Annotated in this window: 20 protein-coding genes; 8 read left to right on the top strand and 12 right to left on the bottom strand. The window is 32.7% G+C overall.

Annotated elements, in window-relative coordinates; all coding sequences use genetic code 11:
• Nucleotides 1–345: 345 nt before the first annotated feature.
• On the bottom strand, nucleotides 346–1,461 hold the full coding sequence (locus tag DFR85_RS21695; RefSeq protein ID WP_110270066.1) for a citrate synthase/methylcitrate synthase: 1,116 nt from the start codon (nucleotides 1,459–1,461) through the stop codon (nucleotides 346–348).
• Nucleotides 1,439–2,587 (bottom strand): DUF763 domain-containing protein, encoded by a 1,149-nt coding sequence (locus DFR85_RS21690; RefSeq protein WP_110270065.1) that lies wholly within the window; start codon nucleotides 2,585–2,587, stop codon nucleotides 1,439–1,441. The genes DFR85_RS21695 and DFR85_RS21690 overlap by 23 nt, the downstream gene beginning before the upstream one ends.
• 34 nt (nucleotides 2,588–2,621) lie before the next feature.
• Between DFR85_RS21690 and DFR85_RS21685 the strand changes: the two genes are divergently transcribed.
• Nucleotides 2,622–3,275, top strand: coding sequence for a metallophosphoesterase family protein (locus DFR85_RS21685; protein ID WP_110270064.1), 654 nt, complete (start codon nucleotides 2,622–2,624; stop codon nucleotides 3,273–3,275).
• A gap of 6 nt (nucleotides 3,276–3,281) precedes the next feature.
• Here DFR85_RS21685 and DFR85_RS21680 read toward each other — a convergent pair whose 3' ends face one another.
• The 5 genes from DFR85_RS21680 to DFR85_RS21660 form a co-directional block, all read right to left on the bottom strand.
• On the bottom strand, nucleotides 3,282–3,929 hold the full coding sequence (locus DFR85_RS21680) for a peroxiredoxin (protein WP_110271799.1): 648 nt from the start codon (nucleotides 3,927–3,929) through the stop codon (nucleotides 3,282–3,284).
• A gap of 74 nt (nucleotides 3,930–4,003) precedes the next feature.
• Nucleotides 4,004–4,987, bottom strand: coding sequence for a DHH family phosphoesterase (locus DFR85_RS21675; protein WP_168367137.1), 984 nt, complete (start codon nucleotides 4,985–4,987; stop codon nucleotides 4,004–4,006).
• An 18-nt stretch (nucleotides 4,988–5,005) separates the two neighbouring features.
• The gene (locus tag DFR85_RS21670; RefSeq protein ID WP_110270063.1) at nucleotides 5,006–5,605 is read right to left on the bottom strand and encodes a cysteine hydrolase family protein; all 600 of its coding nucleotides are present in this window, start codon (nucleotides 5,603–5,605) and stop codon (nucleotides 5,006–5,008) included.
• Between the two features lie 25 nt (nucleotides 5,606–5,630).
• Complete coding sequence (locus DFR85_RS21665; RefSeq protein WP_210433955.1) at nucleotides 5,631–6,218, bottom strand: endonuclease V; 588 nt, start codon at nucleotides 6,216–6,218, stop codon at nucleotides 5,631–5,633.
• Between the two features lie 5 nt (nucleotides 6,219–6,223).
• Complete coding sequence (locus tag DFR85_RS21660) at nucleotides 6,224–6,679, bottom strand: protein-tyrosine phosphatase family protein (RefSeq protein WP_110270061.1); 456 nt, start codon at nucleotides 6,677–6,679, stop codon at nucleotides 6,224–6,226.
• A gap of 68 nt (nucleotides 6,680–6,747) precedes the next feature.
• Here DFR85_RS21660 and DFR85_RS21655 point away from each other — a divergent pair, with 68 nt between their 5' ends.
• Nucleotides 6,748–7,524 (top strand): KaiC domain-containing protein, encoded by a 777-nt coding sequence (locus DFR85_RS21655; protein WP_110270060.1) that lies wholly within the window; start codon nucleotides 6,748–6,750, stop codon nucleotides 7,522–7,524.
• A 53-nt stretch (nucleotides 7,525–7,577) separates the two neighbouring features.
• On the opposite strand, the gene DFR85_RS21650 is transcribed toward DFR85_RS21655, so the two are convergent.
• The 3 genes from DFR85_RS21650 to DFR85_RS21640 are packed head-to-tail and all read right to left on the bottom strand — an operon-like array spanning nucleotide 7,578 to nucleotide 9,518.
• On the bottom strand, nucleotides 7,578–8,060 hold the full coding sequence (locus DFR85_RS21650; protein ID WP_110270059.1) for a 3-isopropylmalate dehydratase small subunit: 483 nt from the start codon (nucleotides 8,058–8,060) through the stop codon (nucleotides 7,578–7,580).
• Nucleotides 8,057–9,301, bottom strand: coding sequence for a 3-isopropylmalate dehydratase large subunit (locus DFR85_RS21645; protein WP_110270058.1), 1,245 nt, complete (start codon nucleotides 9,299–9,301; stop codon nucleotides 8,057–8,059). The genes DFR85_RS21650 and DFR85_RS21645 overlap by 4 nt, the downstream gene beginning before the upstream one ends.
• Nucleotides 9,302–9,335: 34 nt before the next feature.
• Nucleotides 9,336–9,518 (bottom strand): hypothetical protein, encoded by a 183-nt coding sequence (locus tag DFR85_RS21640; RefSeq protein ID WP_110270057.1) that lies wholly within the window; start codon nucleotides 9,516–9,518, stop codon nucleotides 9,336–9,338.
• Nucleotides 9,519–9,648: 130 nt separating this feature from the next.
• Between DFR85_RS21640 and DFR85_RS21635 the strand changes: the two genes are divergently transcribed.
• Nucleotides 9,649–10,416 carry a winged helix-turn-helix transcriptional regulator gene (locus DFR85_RS21635; RefSeq protein ID WP_110271798.1) on the top strand — a complete coding sequence of 256 codons (768 nt, stop codon included), beginning with the start codon at nucleotides 9,649–9,651 and terminating at the stop codon, nucleotides 10,414–10,416.
• On the opposite strand, the gene DFR85_RS21630 is transcribed toward DFR85_RS21635, so the two are convergent.
• Entirely contained in the window at nucleotides 10,413–11,429 is a 1,017-nt protein-coding gene (locus tag DFR85_RS21630; RefSeq protein ID WP_110270056.1) for a potassium channel family protein, read from the bottom strand. The genes DFR85_RS21635 and DFR85_RS21630 overlap by 4 nt on opposite strands.
• Nucleotides 11,430–11,528: 99 nt before the next feature.
• Between DFR85_RS21630 and DFR85_RS21625 the strand changes: the two genes are divergently transcribed.
• The 4 genes from DFR85_RS21625 to DFR85_RS21610 are packed head-to-tail and all read left to right on the top strand — an operon-like array spanning nucleotide 11,529 to nucleotide 14,840.
• Entirely contained in the window at nucleotides 11,529–12,200 is a 672-nt protein-coding gene (locus DFR85_RS21625; protein ID WP_110270055.1) for a CRISPR-associated protein Cas4, read from the top strand.
• A gap of 35 nt (nucleotides 12,201–12,235) precedes the next feature.
• Entirely contained in the window at nucleotides 12,236–13,216 is a 981-nt protein-coding gene (locus DFR85_RS21620) for an ABC transporter substrate-binding protein (RefSeq protein ID WP_110270054.1), read from the top strand.
• A complete protein-coding gene (locus DFR85_RS21615; RefSeq protein WP_110270053.1) occupies nucleotides 13,217–14,197 on the top strand; it encodes an iron ABC transporter permease in 981 nt (326 codons plus the stop codon).
• Nucleotides 14,178–14,840, top strand: a complete 663-nt coding sequence (locus DFR85_RS21610; protein ID WP_110270052.1) for an ATPase, T2SS/T4P/T4SS family — start codon at nucleotides 14,178–14,180, stop codon at nucleotides 14,838–14,840. Before DFR85_RS21615 ends, DFR85_RS21610 begins: the two co-directional genes overlap by 20 nt.
• On the opposite strand, the gene DFR85_RS21605 is transcribed toward DFR85_RS21610, so the two are convergent.
• Complete coding sequence (locus DFR85_RS21605) at nucleotides 14,833–15,531, bottom strand: hypothetical protein (protein ID WP_246253034.1); 699 nt, start codon at nucleotides 15,529–15,531, stop codon at nucleotides 14,833–14,835. The genes DFR85_RS21610 and DFR85_RS21605 overlap by 8 nt on opposite strands.
• A gap of 38 nt (nucleotides 15,532–15,569) precedes the next feature.
• Between DFR85_RS21605 and DFR85_RS21600 the strand changes: the two genes are divergently transcribed.
• Entirely contained in the window at nucleotides 15,570–16,247 is a 678-nt protein-coding gene (locus DFR85_RS21600) for a maleate cis-trans isomerase family protein (protein ID WP_110270051.1), read from the top strand.
• The last annotated feature ends 68 nt before the right edge of the window (nucleotides 16,248–16,315 follow it).

The raw sequence follows: 16,315 nt of genomic DNA, 5'->3' as shown, positions 1-16,315 counted from the left end.
CTCTCCCCAACTAATTAATCTATATAGGGTTCAAAGGGGGCGGAAGACTCCATCCGTAAGGGTGGAGATGGATTGCCCCCTTTGTGGTTACATTTAAATACGTATTTTTCAAATATTCTCTTAATGGCAGTCACTGACGGAGTAAGCGTCACTGAGACGCCTTGGTTAAAGCGAGGGTCTATGTGGTACGCCTCTGCTCCATTCAACAGTCCCATATTGGGATACTGTGGGTTCACATTAGTGCTCGGGGTCGGAACGACCCTTAGTGCCTGTGGAGCTGAGACCTCTACCTTTGGCAAGCCTCGGCTTTGAAGCAGGAAGCCACGCCCGTTAGGGCGGAGTAGTTCACTGTCTATCTTCTAGAGGAAGATATTTTCTGCCTATTTCCCCTATATAGATAGCCTTAGGTCTTATTAACCTATTATTCTTAAGGTATTCTACTACGTGCGCAGTCCAACCTACTACCCTAGACGAAGCAAAAACAGCGGGAAACATATCGGGATCAAAACCTAGAGAGTAAAACATTAGACCTGAATAAAAGTCAACATTAGGAAATATACCTTTATTTCCCAATTCTTTAATACCTATTTCGTCAACTGCATTTGCAATCTCATATAAGTTATATATTCCCTTTTCCTTGGTTATTTCCTTTACATACTCTTTCATAATCTTTGCTCTTGGATCATATGTCTTATATATTCTATGCCCAAACCCCATCAATCTCTGACCACTTTGTAATCTCTTATTAATGTAATCTTCAACATTTTTCTTATCTCCAATTTCAATAAATTGTTTTAAAGCTTCTGCATTTGCACCGCCATGAAGTGGGCCCTTAAGAGCAGCTATTCCAGCTATTACTGAAGAATATATATCGGACAAAGTAGAAGCTACTACAAGGCATGCGAAAGTTGAGGCATTCATTTCATGATCCATATGCAAAATTAGTGAAACGTCCATTGATTTACTTTCTATTTCTGAAGGTTTTTTTCCATTTAACATGTAAAAAAAATTCTCAGAATGAGAGAGAGTTTCATCAGGATGAATTATTTCTAGGTTTTTCCTTGATCTGTAAAAATAAGATATTATAGTAGGTATTTTTGAAGTGATCTTAATTGATTTTTCCATTATGTCTGAATTATCAGTATCTTCCACTCCTAGCATACTTATAGCAGTCCGAAGGACATCCATAGGGTTAGCGTCTTTTTTAACTTCTTTTATATAATTTATAATGGAATCTGGTAGTTCTCTATTTGTAGATAGTTTAATCCTTAGTTCTTCTAATTCTTTTTCATTTGGTAATTTACCATACCATATTAAATATGCAGTTTCCTCAAAATTAGAGAATTCGGCTAAATCAAAGATTGAGTATCCCCTATAATATAATCTACCTAATTCTCCATCAATGTAAGTTATTGCAGTCTCTTTTACTGCTACGTCTTCAAGACCTTTCCTTAATTCCACAGCTCAATTCCCTTAATCTATTTAAAGATAAGCTTTTATCTTTTTTATCTAACTTGGCTCTCTCAACGAAGTCCTCTAATGTAGTTACTACCTCTTCTGCTACTTTTATATTTACTGGATAAGGTACTCCGTCCTTTCCACCAACAGTAAACGCATATTTAAACGGGTCATAAGGTGTGGTTACGGGATCATTATAAGAAGGCGGTTCATTATAAATTAGATCGGAAACTAAATATAGAGCTCTAGCCGTGGATGGTCCCATACCTTGCGTTAAAGCTTCTTCTAGTGTAGAAGGTTGAGCCTCATAAATGTTTTCTAAAATTTGTTTAATTCTCTTGGTATCTACTGGTTTCATGTAAATCATTTTAGCCTTCTTAGATAGTCCTATTATAGATCCACCTTTAATCCACATGTCTAAAATCCCTTGTCCTTTTACCATGGCTTGAGCTTTCTCATATTCAGAAATGATATGTCTTGGATCTTCCCTTAATAGATCCAGAACTAACTTTCTAACGTCGTCTTTATTTCTCTCTATAATATTTACTGCAATTCCCTTAGTTCCAGCAATTCCCTCATGTGGTTCTACTGTGAAATTTTCCGTATTCTTCCAATGATATCTTCTAGCGAATTTTGTTTCTGGATTCATTCCTTGTTGTATTATTATCCAATATCCATTTTCTGTTACTGCCATAGTGTGATGATAAAGTTGGTGTCCATCTTGAACCAACGTTGTGTCAACTTTAGCTACTGTTTTGCTTATTATACTAAGCCTTTTTGTATTTACATTATAGTTTTTAGGAAGTTCCTCTAATTCTTGAGGGACCTTAAGAGCATTTTTTCCCTTACCGCCTAAAATTGCGAAACCAAATTCTTTTGGATTTAAAACGTCCTTTAAGATTCCCATTGTTACAGTAGTAGAACCTGATGAATCCCAATCCATAGCAATTGCGTTATTAAAACCCTGAAACCAGAGAGGATTTGCCAATCTTTCCAAGACTTTTTCTGGTCCCCATTCAATAACCATGATCTCAATGATAGACTTTGCCAATCTTTTCATAATTGGAACTAACCATGGTGGAACTTTTCCTCCGTGAAGAGGTAAATCTGCTATTCCTTCTATTTCCATTTATAATTTATTTTAGCATAGTATCTATTAAACTATGATTATAGCTGGTATTTCGGACATACACTCTCCTCGGTATTTAAATGAATTCTTTATTGCTCTTAGATATTTGCCACAAGTAGATCTAGTATTATTAGCAGGAGATCTTGTTGATAGAGGGAGATTTTTACATTTTGATCCCATATATAGAGCTTTATCTAAATATAAGGTAGTTGCTACTTTTGGGAATGAGGATTTTTCAGAATATAGAAATGAATATAGGGAAAAATATCCTTCAGTGATTTGGCTAGATGATGAAAGCGTAAATATGGAGGTTGACGGTAAAAAAATTACGATAGTCGGAAGTGAAGGAGTTATACAGAGACCTACTTTCTATCAGAAAATGAAAGGAATCAATGCCGATTTTTATAAATATAGGAAAAATAAGATAGAGGAAATGTTATGCTCCTCAAATAATTTTAGGATTCTTTTGACACATTATGCTACTACGTTTAATACTGTATACGGAGAAAAGAAATTTGCATATCCAAGTTTAGGTGATAATTTACTTGAAGAGTTATCATGTTTGCCAAATATTTCTGTTCACGGTCATGCTCATTATTCTAAAGTAACTTTCAGTATAGTTAAGAACGTAAAAGTATATAATGTAGCATTACCTGCTACAAAAAAATTTACAATAATAAACATGTAAAAAAGTTTAGATTCTTTGATCTGCAGGTAGTTCATTATACTTCTTGAATACTAGATACCATGCCTTAGCATTTGGTAATTTCATTCTCATTGTAGCTTCATCTAGAGTAGTCGGTGCACCTAATACTACATCTTGACCTGGCTCCCAATTTACTGGAGTTGCTACCTTTGCCTTATATGCTACCATTATTGCCTTAGTTATTCTTAGCATTTCTTCTATCTTTCTTCCTGCTTCTATTGGGTACTGTGCCATGAATCTTATTGTTCCTTGCGGATCTACAATGAATACTCCTCTTACTGTAACTCCAGAGCTTTCTTCTACTAAGTCTAATAATCTAGCTAATTTCTTATCGGGGTCTGCAATTACGGGGAATTTTATAGTTACACCATACCTCTGTTCAATATCGTTTAGCCATGCTATATGAGAGTATATGCTATCAACGCTCAATCCCATCAATTGTACTCCTAGTTTATCAAATTCGTCATATGCTTGTGCAAAAGCTGCAAACTCTGTAGTACATACCGGAGTAAAGTCTGCAGGATGTGCATACAGGAATAACCATCTTCCTTTACCAAAGATATCTTTATAGAAATCTATTGGTCCTTTAGTAGTTAAAACTTGAACATCGGGGAATTTTTGATATATCTTCACCATTTTGGATTCACTACAATTTGATAGTAATAGTTTAATTAAAACGTTTCCACTTTGAATTAACAAGTAAAACCTTTTTAACTTTGTTTAGGAGTTATATCTTTTTGTTTATATTCAGAGAAACCTTCTTCTTTTATTGTTCTGTATACTACTTTAGATACCCAGTTTAAGGCTGGCGAAATTATTCCTAATCTTCTAAGAATTCTATATATTAGAGGAATTTTTAAAGACGCTCCTGCAGCTAGTGGGTGTCCTCCTCCTCCTAACTTTGCGGCATATCTTCTTATTTCGTATGAGTTACTTCTGAAGGATATTGATTTCCCGTTGGCGGACACAAATATTATTGCCCCAGTTCTTGTCATTATGTATTGGCCAGCGTAACTAATATCCGGTGGGCCTCTCCATCTTATTGCTATAGCTACTTTTTTGCCATCTATTTCTATAACTTTATAGTATTTTGGAAGTTTCTGATATCCTTTCAATTCTTCATCAACTTGTTTTTCTAATATTTTTTGAAATTCATCGTTCCATAATGTGCCAGAATAGAAAATTTGTATAAGCTTTTCTTTCCAAGCGTAATCATGGTTATTTTCTACTACTCTCCTTAATTTTTCTCCCATAGGATCATTATGCAACCATATATCTACAGAACAATCTGCGGACGCTAATTTGCCAGAAAAATCGTCGTTAGGATTCAAAACCTTATGAACTACACCTGCACCACATGTAGAAGTATCATGATAAACTTCTATACCTATATCCTTTAATTTATCTTTCCATTCTTGTTTCCATACATGGTGATCGAACCATTGTACTTCAGCTCCTTCGTTCTTTAGCCTAGTTAAGCTTTCCACTACACTTTGGAAAGTAGAGCCGTTTATTCCTATATCTGCAATCATTATTTTCTTTACTCCTCTAAGTTCCAATTTTGCAAGTAAATTATGTATTTTTGTAGGTTCAGTAAACCATACCTTTTTTGGTAAGGAGTTTACGGCTCTTGCATAAACTGCTACAGAAGCAGTTCCGTCAAAGTCGTTATGAACTATTGCATAATAATCCATTTGAATTAAAAATGACTTTTAACTATTATTAAACTTTATTCCTGAGGAAGTTGTAATTTTTCCTTTATATAAAAAATCAACTTGTCTCAGCGTTGAATAATAATCAAAATCATCTAGCGCAGAAATTCCATCTTTTATCATTATTACGTTATACCACCTTAGTGATGCACTTCCTGCAGTGTGTAATACGCAAATATTTGCTACAGTTCCAGATATTACTATGTTTTTTATATTTTTCACTCGTAAAATGTAATCTAAAGGAGTTTCAAAAAAAGCATCATATCTATATTTCTTTATAACGAAATCATCTTTTTCAGGTTTAAGTTCATCAACTATTTCTGCTCCCCAACTACCGGCTAAAGCATGTTCTCCCCATATCTTAAACTCAGGATCGTCTTTCATATGCCAATCCTGAGTATATATTACTGTTACAGATGAATTTCTAGATTTTTTAATTAAATCGTTTATAGGCCCAATTGTTTTTTCAGCGTTAGGAACGTAAAGCTTACCTCCTTTTTTAACAAAATCATTTTGCATATCTACAATTATTACTGCAGTATTTCTAGGATCTAGTTCTATTTCCTTCTCTTCCGGAATTTGAGGAACTCTTATTTCCATAATTAATAAATACGAACAAGTGTTTTTATTCCTTCTTCAACTGTTTAGATAGTCTATCAGCTATCTTCAATATTTCTGGATATCCTTTTTTTGAAAGTTCAATAACGTCGTTCAGATCTGTGCGGTTTCCTGGACTATAAAAATATTTTCCGGATTTTACTCCTACTTTTTCATTATTTACTATGACATAGTTTATTTCCCCCTCGGTAACTATATTTCCAGTAAGTCTGGATTTAGCTACACCTATTGTTGGAATATCCAGTAATACTCCTATCACTGTTGCTATGCCGCTTTTTCTTGGATGAGCTAGTCCATGTCCATCCACAAGTACTAGATCGCATGAATATTTGCTTAGGGCTTTTATCATTATTGGAGCTTCCCTCATGAATAAAAAGCCAGGAATATAAGGAAAATCAACCTTACCTTTAACTAAATAATGTTCGTAATTTTTTCCATCGAATTTTACGGAAACAGCGTAACCTTCTTCTCCTTTATATGCTACATCTACTGCACAAAGCGTTTTTACTTTAGATATATCAAGATGCTCTAATTTTATATTTTTAGCAATTAATCCTTGAAAAAGCTTAAGAAAATCAAGTAAATAGCTTTCCAATCTTCTCATCTTTCAAATTTTGATGATAATTTGATTAAAAATTCGAATTGTTGCAAAGATTGTACTGCTCCTTCTCTATATTTTCTAACTTCTGTAACTGCGTCATTAGGATCATAGCCCTCTTTTATGATCAAGTATGCCGCTATTACAGTTCCTGTCCTACCGATTCCCCCTACGCAATGGACTAAATTTCCTTTTCCTTTATTTAACCATTCATATATTTCATTAAATTGAGACTGAGTTGGCGGGTAATTGTCTGGTATTGGAATATGAAGGTAATCTAAACCGTTTTCCTTTAATATACTGAAATAATAGTCTGCATTACCCCAAGCTTCCTCTATTTCCCATTCTTCTGGTAGTACTAAGACTCTTTTTACACCTTTAGCTTTCCACTCTCTAATTTCGTCTACTGTATAAGGCAAACATGATCCGCCTATTTCCCTTTTCCTCACCCAATACATAGTTATCACTCAGGTAGATCCGCTGATCTTCATCAAGTTTATTAATTATAAAGGAGAACTTTAAACTTATGGTAAGACTCTCTACAGGAATACCAGAATTTGATAAATTAATAGAAGGAGGAATACCGCAAGGATTCTTCGTAGCACTAACAGGAGAACCAGGTACAGGAAAAAGCATTTTTTCAGAAAGTTTCATAGCTGAGGGATTAAAGGAAGGGGACGCATGCATTTATGTTACTACTGAAGAAAGTAGAGATTCCATAATAAATCAAGCTAAGCAATTTAATTGGAATTTTGAGGATTATCTTGATAAGAAACTTATTATTATTGATGCATTGATGAAAGAAAAGGAAGACGAGTGGTCTTTAAGTGAGCTTTCTGCCGAAGAATTAGTAAATAAAGTGATTGAAGCTAAGCAGAAACTAGGTAAGCCTAGAGCCAGACTTGTTATAGATTCAGTCAGTGCACTATTTTTGGATAAACCTGCTATGTCAAGAAAAATAAGCTATTATTTAAAAAGAGTGTTATATAAGTGGAGATTTACTATTCTTGCAACTTCTCAATATGCTATAACAACTTCCCAAGCATTTGGTTTTGGAATAGAGCATGTAGCTGATGGTATAATAAGATTCAGAAGAGTAGTTAGGGACGGAGAATTAAAGAGATATATTCTTATTGAAAAAATGAGGCAGACAAATCATGATAAGTACGTATGGGAAATAGACATAAAACCTGGAAAAGGAATAGTTCTCCTAGGTAAAATAAATGAAAGAAAAGAGGATTATGCGTTACCTGGAAAAATAAATGAGAAAATTAAGAAAGCAAATAAGGATGAAATTTTATAATTTGAAAAATATTTATGGTATATTAATGCTATATGATTAAATTGTTATATATTTTATTTTATGCTTTTTATATAATCCATTAATCCACCAGATTTTAGAATTTCCAATGCCATTCCTGATATTCCTCTTCCTTTAAGTACTCTATTTCCCACAATTATTTCTCCTGTTTCTACATTAACCTTGACATTGTCTCCCTCCTTAATTTCGTCTTTAGCTTTAGGTAATACTACTACTGGAAGTCCGTTATTTATACAATTCCTGTAAAATATTCTGGCAAAACTTTCTGCTATTATGGCTTTTACACCAGCAGCTTTAAGTGCTATTGCAGCTTGTTCCCTAGACGATCCCATTCCAAAAACCTTCCCTGCAACTATTATTACGCCCTTTGACGCTTTTTTGTAGAACTCAGGATCTATAGGTTCCATGGCATGTTGAGCCAAATATTGTGGATCTGTATATTTCAAGTGTCTTGCTGGAATTATAATATCTGTATCTATTTTATCTCCAAATTTCATAACTGGACCTTCTACTATCATTCTACATCCCTCGGATCTACTATTTTTCCTTCTATTGCAGTTGCAGCTGCGACTGCAGGGCCTGATAAGTATACTTTAGAATCTACGCTACCCATCCTTCCTTTGAAGTTTCTAGAACTTGTAGATACTATAGTTTCTCCAGGTCCTGCTACTCCGAAATGACCACCTAAACATGGACCGCAAGTTCCATATGTTACTATACAACCAGAATTTACTAACGTTTCTATATATCCTAAATCCATTGCTTTCTTAAACATTTCATAAGAAGCAGGTATCGCTATGCATCTACTTTTTACTTTCTTTCCTTTCATTATCTTTGCTGCAGTTTCAAAGTCACTTAATCTCCCATTAGTGCATGAGCCTATATATACTTGGTCTACTTCAGTTCCTTCAACTTCTCTTGCAGTTCTAACGTTATCTACACTTGAAGGAGCAGCTACTAAAGGTTCCATTTTATCTAACTCAATCTCATATTCATCTGTGTACTTTGCATTTTCATCTGGCTTTACCGTTTGTGGTTCATATCCTCTCATTGTTTTAATGTAATTTATAGTCTCTTCATCGGGTACAAACATTAGAGCATCAGCGTTCATTTCAATTCCCATATTTGATACGGTAGCTCTATAATCCATTGGGAAACTTTTTGGATTCTCTACGTGCACTTCTATTGACATACCATTAAAATAGTCAGCCTTAAATTCACCTAAAATTTTCAAAGCTACATCCTTGCCATTAATCCATTTTGCCGGTTCTCCTTTTAGATTAACTTTGAATGGCTCTGGAACCATCAACCAAGTTTTTCCAGTAATTACAGCTGCTGCTATATCAGTAGCTCCCATACCTTGTGCAAATGCACCTACTGCGCCAGAAGTTGTAGTATGACTATCTGCTGCAACTATTACTTGACCAGGATTTGCGTATCTCTCTATTAATATCTCATGTAATATTCCAAAATTTATATCGTGAAAGTTTGGTAATCCCATACTTTTTACGAATTTTCTTATGTATTCTTGAATTTCCGCACTCCTTATATCTGGGGGAGGAGCTAAATGATCAAAAGCTATTACTATCTTTGATTTATCAAATATTTTTTCTAATCCAGCTTTCTCCATTACTTCTATAACATGATATCCTGTTAGATCATGAAAAGCTACTATGTCGGTGTTGATTTCAGTTACATCTCCAGGAGATACGTTTTTTCCTGCAGCCCTACTAAGTATCTTTTCTGTAAGAGTTTGCATAAGAGAAGAAAAATAGTTAGGATAAATAAACTTTTTATTTAGAAACGGTTTTTTCTTCGAACTTTTTATCGTTATTTGATTCGATATATCCTTTTCCTATCTCGTACGAAATAAAGATATAACCGCAATTTGGACACATTTTAGTAACCTTTTTACCTTCTTTAACTAGTTTTTCGTCTACAACTTTTTTGCATATTGGACAATATTTTCTTGCCATGAGCTTAAACTTTGCTAAAAAGCTTAAAAGCTATTTTACATAAAATTTTTATTGTATTAATAAAAATTGGTGACTTTTGTTAAGCATGATAATAATCAAACCATATATTTTTCTTTTACATATTTATGGTATGGACGAATTAAACAGAAAGATTTTACTTATGCTATTAAAGGATTATAACTCCTCTCAAAGATTTATAGCTAAAAAGCTAGGTATATCACCTCCTGCAGTAAATTATAGGATTGATAAATTACTATCTGATGGAATAATAAGGAAAATTTCTCTGTACATAAATCCTAATTTTTATGGGAAATATCACGGATATGTAGCATTTAAAAACTACAAAAATTGGAACGGAGAATATATTGCCAAGTTCGAATGTCTGGAAAGAACTACCATTTATGAAATAGAGTCCAAAAGTATTGAAGATCTTAAATCTAAAATAAATTCCATGTCAGAAGAATTAGGGACACCAGAAATGATATATATTCCTACGCAGTATCCTTATAGTCCGTCCAATTTTGATTTTAAATTAGTTTCAATAATGAAGGATGACCCAAAGATAGAAAGCATTCAAATATCTGAGAAAATTAAAGTCTCATCAAAAACGGTTAGAAGACATATAAGATATTTAATTAATAAAAATTTTATGAGATTAATTCCAGTAGTCGACTTGAATAAAGCAGGTATTTCAATGTTTGCTATTTTTACTAAAAACGTGGAAATCGCTAGAAAACTTTTTTCTGAAATAAACTTTAGGGAAATAAGCGACAATAAAGCAGGTATATTTGTTAATATTGCCAATGATATGGAAGAAATAAAAAGATATACTGATAAAATGAGAGAATTTGATAAGGAAGCAGAACTAATGGTAACATATAGCTACGATTTTTCTTAACCTACGATATCTCTTACTCTTTTAAAAGAAGAAGGATTACCTAAAATTATTAATGATTCTCCTTGTTCTAATTCAGTATCTTTAGAAAAGTATGGATTTATTTTTCCGTCTTTAACTATTGCAAGAGGTATAACTTCTTTAGGTAAGTCCTTAATCATTATTTTGTTTTTTATATCAAATACTCCAATGACTATATCTTCCCTTACTTTATTCATTGAGAAAATTAAACCAGCTACGTTATTTGACACTGCTGCTGCAGCTGTTATTCTGCCTACTATTTCCTCATAAGGTATTACAATGTCTGCTCCTGCAGTCTTGAACTCATCTGCTATATTCTCGTTTTTTACTACAGCTATTACACTTAACGGAGGATTTAGCTTTTGAACTTTTAGAGTTACTAATAAGGTATTCATGTCGTCATCCATACATATAATCGCGTTTTTAGCTTCCATTATACCTGCATCTAGAAGATCTTTATCCTTTGTCGGATCACCTAGAATTACTCTATCACTTTTTAATGAATCAGAAATTTCTTTAGACGACGTTAAAACTACGTAATCTACTCCCAATTTTTCTAATCTTTTTGCAGAACTTAGGATTACTTCTCCTTTCCCTATAACTACTGTATGTGATCTCATATGCGATCCCCTCCATCTAGCTTTGGCATCTAACCATGTACTCCTTTTCACTACTGTGGATACTATTGATTGCACCATACTTGCGTACAATCCTACTGCGAATATTATTGTAACTGTAAGGAATAATTTTTCTGTACTTGGCATTTGATTTATATTTGGTGCATATAACCCAACAGTAGTTACTACATTTATGCCTGCGTATATTGCAGATATCCAGTCTAGATGCTGAAAATATACAAATATTAGTGAATTGAAATATACTATTAATCCAAGTAAAAATATTTGAGGGAAAATTCTCCTTAAGACGGAATAAGGAGCAGCAAAATTCTCCATTATTGGTAAAAGAAATTTGTTCCATATTTCCTTCTTCTCCAAGAAATCTCAAATTATAGCCAAAACTTTAAGATTAAAAACTTTTTTTAGACCGTAAAAACCTTCATATAGAGATAAAAATAATTCATATAATTATATATTATGGTAGTTAAGGAAATAATTTACAAACACTTAAGTTCAACTTCTATTTCAGAATTTTATGAAGGCGAATATTGGCCTTCACAAATTTGGAATTGCATGAGGAAACAGTATTATTCCAGAATTTCTCCAATACCTCAAACTTTAGACAGTGCTAAAATAACTATCTTGGGTACAATAATTCATGAATTTATTGCGGATATCTTAAAAAAAGAGGAAAATATAAAAGTAATGAGCGAAGTACCCGTTAGAATACCACATCCATCAGACAATATAGTCATAACTGGAAGAGCCGATGACATAATCTTAGTTTCGGTAGGAAGAACTAGATATGTCATTGAAGTGAAAACTGTAGAAGACGTAGAAGAGAAGAAACTAAAAAGATATATACCTAAAAAGGAACATAGGGCCCAACTGAATCTATATCTTAAGGCATTTCCTAACTCTAAGGGTATACTTCTCTATGTAGATAGAGGGAATTTCGAGATTGAAGAATTTGAAGTAGAATTTGACCAAGATTTATATAATGAAACTGTAAAGCGAGTAGAAGATCTACATAATTATCTTATGAGGAAAACTCTTCCATCAGCAGAGGCTAAGAATAATCCTGAAATGAGATGGCAGTGTGATTATTGTGATTATAGAGCTAAATGTGAAAGAGAAGATAAACATTAGAAAATTTTATTAGTTGGATAGGCTATCCAAAGAATATGAAATCAGAGTATATAGCTATTCTCATTGTAGTTTTAGTAGCTATAGCTGGATTAACATTATATGATTATATTAAAACAAAATCTCCATCATCTGTAATAATCACAGCTCAACAAAATACTCAAAGAATAGTATCTTTAGCTCCTAGTGATACTCAAATATTAGTTTCTTTAGGTCTAGGTAAACATATAATTGGAATTGATGAATATTCTTATCAACTTTTAAAATATCTAAATATGACATCACAATTGCCATCAAATGTTACCATATTTCAACAAATTTATCCTCCTAATATTTCTGGAATTGTTTCATTAAATCCAACAAAAGTCGTGGGAGAGATTGGACTTTTAGGCTCCTATGTAGGAAAACTCAACGCTAGTGGTCTCCACTTAGTTCTAACTAATAATGATTATGCTTCAAACTTTTATCAAATAGAAGATTCCATAAAATATTTAGGAAACATATTTAACTCTACTAATCAAAGCCAGGAATTAATAAACTGGATGAATTCTAAAATAAGCAATTTTACAACGAGTGGAAATTCTACAGTAGCTTATTTATTATGGATATGTCCTAATGAAGAGTTTTATACAGCGGGAGGTAATACTTTCATTAGCAATATTATTTCGTTATCAGGAGGGATAAACGTCTTTGCTGGATATTCTGATTATCCAGTGTTAGATCCATCGCAACTAATAGAAAGTAATCCTCACGTCATAATTGTTCAAGAAATTTATAACGTTAGTTATACCGAATATTTGATCTCACATTTACCGGGAATACAAAATGTAACAGCGTATAAAGAACACAGAATATATATTCTATCCGAAGGAATGCCTGCAAATCTAATGAATGAACCTGGTCCTTTAGCAGTTTACTCCATTCAAATGATTAAGTTAATTATTAATGGCGAGGCTCCTCAATACATTAATACGTCATGGATAATAAAGAACATAAATCCAGATTTACCGGTGTTTTAAATGAAGCTAAAGATAATGTTTTTTGTTTTGATCTTAATGCTTTCTTTTTTATTATCTTTAATTTATGGTTCAGTAAAAATTCCTATTCAGGACATATTTAGACCTGAAGGAGTATACAAAATAATATTTCTTGAAATAAGATTGCCAACAGTAATTTCTGCAGCAATTATTGGTGCAGTGTTATCTATTTCTGGTGCTATAATGCAATTACTTTTAAGAAACCCTTTACTTGATCCATATATTAGCGGTACTGCGTCTGGAGGGGCTTTCGGTGCAGTATTATCTTATTTTTTGCTAGCGTTTAATTTACCTTTTAGTTGGATAATTTATGTTTCTCCTGTTATTGCATTTGTTTTTGCATTATTCTCAACATTCTTAACCATAGCTATAGGTAGGAAAGGTGGGGTATATGGTATAGTTATAGGCGGTGTTGTAATTTCATATATTTTTTCTTCATTAATCACTATTTTGCTAACATTTATGGAAATTAGATATCCTCAAGTTCCTCCTTTAGTTTTCTGGTTACTTGGAGATATTCAAGTAATAGGATGGAATTATGTAATAATTCTTGCTTTATTATCCTTTTCTATTATATTTTTAGCTATTAAATTTTCGAGAAAAATAGATTTAGCATCAATAAGCGATGAGATGGCTTATTCTTCTGGATTAAATCCATCAAAATTCAGAATATTCTGGATTTCCATAATAAGTATAATAACTGGATATATAGTTTCTCAAGTAGGAATAATAGGATTTATAGGAATAATAGTTCCTCATATAGTTAGAAGATTCTTTAGTGGAAGTTCAACGCAATTGATACCGTTTTCGGCACTACTTGGATCTTCGGTACTACTATTAAGTAATTTAGTAGCTGATGGTAGTTTAGGTTTTAAAATACCAATAACAGCAATTACTTCGCTCATAGCATCGCCTATAATTATTTATGTGCTGGTGAAGGGTATTGCTAATCAAGGGACTTAATGTAAAAATACTTAACAAGGAAATTTTAAAGGAAATAAACCTTGAAATAAATAAAGGAATTAATTTAATTTTAGGCCCTAATGGATCTGGGAAAACTACACTATTAAGGACAATAATAGGCATGATAAAACCATCTGGTGGTGAAATTGTTGTAAACGAGGACAAGTCTTATGTACCTGCAGAATTTTTTGAGGTACAAATGAAAGTAATTGATGTTCTTCTTTCTGGTGGAAAGTATACTTTAGAAAGATATAAAAGATATATACAATTTTTAAATGTAGAAAGATACTTAAATCGTGATTTCTCAACTTTAAGTACTGGAGAAAAAAAGATTGTTTTAATAACAAAAGCCCTTTCTGAAGGAAACTTAGTTATTATGGATGAACCTACGTCTGGTTTAGATATGAGAAACTCAATTATTATAATGAAAGTAATAAAAAAGATAAAAGATAAAACATTTTTAATAACTACTCATGATGTTAATATGATACAAATAGCCGATAATGTTATTTTAATTAAAGGTGGAAAGATAGTATTTCAAGGTAATCCAAAAGATGTTACAGAAGATATTCTTTCAGAACTCTATGAGATTCCAATAAAAAAATACGAAATTAATGGAGAAGTTTTCTTTAAGGCTATTTAGACTTTTGAAGCCTTTGGAAAAGTAACCATGATGCAAATGATGCTGATTCAATACTACTTCTTGTAGGATATAAATTCCATTCAACTTCTCCGTGAGCTAAAAGATTCCTAACATTTATAGATAGTCTAAATGCTAAACTAGTTTTTTCATCCATAAAACTTTCAGCCCATGCTAATAAAGAACCTTGCGAATATGGGAAAGCTTCGTTATTTATTTTAACTTTGTATTTACTCCAACCTTTCTTTAGTAAATATAATTTCAGTTTTCTGTAATCAGTATTCTTAACTTTTACCTTCTTTTGCTTGTATTTTATGACAGCTACTTCACCTATCCATTGTGTATATAGCGAACGTAATGCCATTTCCATAATTAAATAAGTCTCTAGGGTTGCTACTTCATTTAATCCTCCAATTTCTACAAGTTTAAGTGCGTCGCCTTGTACCTTAGTCACTTTTTCTGGTAAATCCCAGTGAAGTTCTCCTTCGCCTAAAATTGCGTAGGGTATATTAGCTAAAAATACTCCAAGACTATCTTTTTTCTTTTCAACCTTTATCTCTTCATCTCTTATTTTCACTTTTCCTTTTTCATAACTAACATTGCTTAGAGCTTCTTCTAATATATCATCGTCTCCCTTCTTGTAATACTGAAAGAAACCCTTTATTTCCTTCATTATTTTCTTATCCAGATCCACAGCTAAACTTAAACAAAATGAGAATTTAATAATTGAGTATGCCAGGCGGAAGAGGAAGAATAGGTTTAATCTTACCTTCTAATAACGCGGCGATGGAATACGATTTATGGAAAATGGCTCCTGAAGGAGTTACTATACATACTACTAGAATGAAGCCTACTAAGGGGTGTGAACCAACTGACGTTAATGCGTTCGAAAAGGAAATAAAAGAAACATATTCTCTAATACAAGAAGTATCAGATGTAGTTATTTACGGTAGAACATATGGTACGCATAAGCACGTTAATATTATAAAAGATATTATAAAAAACGTGGTAATACCAGAAGAGGAAGTTATAAGGATACTGAAAAAACTAGGTATCAAAAGAGTATGGGTAGGCACTCCATATATAAAAGAAAGAACCTTAGAAGAGGTAGAATGGATAAAAAATAATGGTTTTGAAGTTACTGGTTTTGATGGATTAGGAAAAATAAGAGGAGTTGATATTTCTAATACTCCTATATTTACGATATATAGACTCGTTAAGAAGCATTTAGTAGAGGTTCTTAAAGCAGATGCTGTTTATATTGCATGTACTGCATTATCGACTTATGAGGCAGCACAATATCTTTATCAAGATTTGGGTATTCCTATTATAACAGAAAATTCTGCAGCAATGTGGGGTGCATTGGAAAGAATAAAAATTAAAATAAAATTTCCTGGGTTTGAAGCATGACCGTAAGCTTTATAATATAATCAATTCTATAATGAGGAAATAGTGGAGTGATTGAAGAAGAGTTTGGT

Origin of the sequence: Acidianus brierleyi, assembly GCF_003201835.2 — an archaeon.
Classification (GTDB): Archaea; Thermoproteota; Thermoprotei_A; order Sulfolobales; family Sulfolobaceae; genus Aramenus; species Aramenus brierleyi.
The sequence above is the reverse complement of the archived record's forward strand: the minus strand, read 5'-3'. Positions and strand labels throughout refer to the sequence as shown.

Excerpts from the sequence above, each read along its gene's own strand:
- DFR85_RS21690 (WP_110270065.1), bottom strand. The coding sequence starts at position 2,587 with ATGGAAATAGAAGGAATAGCAGATTTACCTCTTCACGGAGGAAAAGTT.
- DFR85_RS21685 (WP_110270064.1), top strand. The coding sequence starts at position 2,622 with ATGATTATAGCTGGTATTTCGGACATACACTCTCCTCGGTATTTAAAT.
- DFR85_RS21680 (WP_110271799.1), bottom strand. The coding sequence starts at position 3,929 with ATGGTGAAGATATATCAAAAATTCCCCGATGTTCAAGTTTTAACTACT.
- DFR85_RS21675 (WP_168367137.1), bottom strand. The coding sequence starts at position 4,987 with ATGGATTATTATGCAATAGTTCATAACGACTTTGACGGAACTGCTTCT.
- DFR85_RS21670 (WP_110270063.1), bottom strand. The coding sequence starts at position 5,605 with ATGGAAATAAGAGTTCCTCAAATTCCGGAAGAGAAGGAAATAGAACTA.
- DFR85_RS21660 (WP_110270061.1), bottom strand. The coding sequence starts at position 6,679 with ATGTATTGGGTGAGGAAAAGGGAAATAGGCGGATCATGTTTGCCTTAT.
- DFR85_RS21655 (WP_110270060.1), top strand. The coding sequence starts at position 6,748 with ATGGTAAGACTCTCTACAGGAATACCAGAATTTGATAAATTAATAGAA.
- DFR85_RS21650 (WP_110270059.1), bottom strand. The coding sequence starts at position 8,060 with ATGATAGTAGAAGGTCCAGTTATGAAATTTGGAGATAAAATAGATACA.
- DFR85_RS21645 (WP_110270058.1), bottom strand. The coding sequence starts at position 9,301 with ATGCAAACTCTTACAGAAAAGATACTTAGTAGGGCTGCAGGAAAAAAC.
- DFR85_RS21640 (WP_110270057.1), bottom strand. The coding sequence starts at position 9,518 with ATGGCAAGAAAATATTGTCCAATATGCAAAAAAGTTGTAGACGAAAAA.
- DFR85_RS21635 (WP_110271798.1), top strand. The coding sequence starts at position 9,649 with ATGGACGAATTAAACAGAAAGATTTTACTTATGCTATTAAAGGATTAT.
- DFR85_RS21625 (WP_110270055.1), top strand. The coding sequence starts at position 11,529 with ATGGTAGTTAAGGAAATAATTTACAAACACTTAAGTTCAACTTCTATT.
- DFR85_RS21620 (WP_110270054.1), top strand. The coding sequence starts at position 12,236 with ATGAAATCAGAGTATATAGCTATTCTCATTGTAGTTTTAGTAGCTATA.
- DFR85_RS21615 (WP_110270053.1), top strand. The coding sequence starts at position 13,217 with ATGAAGCTAAAGATAATGTTTTTTGTTTTGATCTTAATGCTTTCTTTT.
- DFR85_RS21600 (WP_110270051.1), top strand. The coding sequence starts at position 15,570 with ATGCCAGGCGGAAGAGGAAGAATAGGTTTAATCTTACCTTCTAATAAC.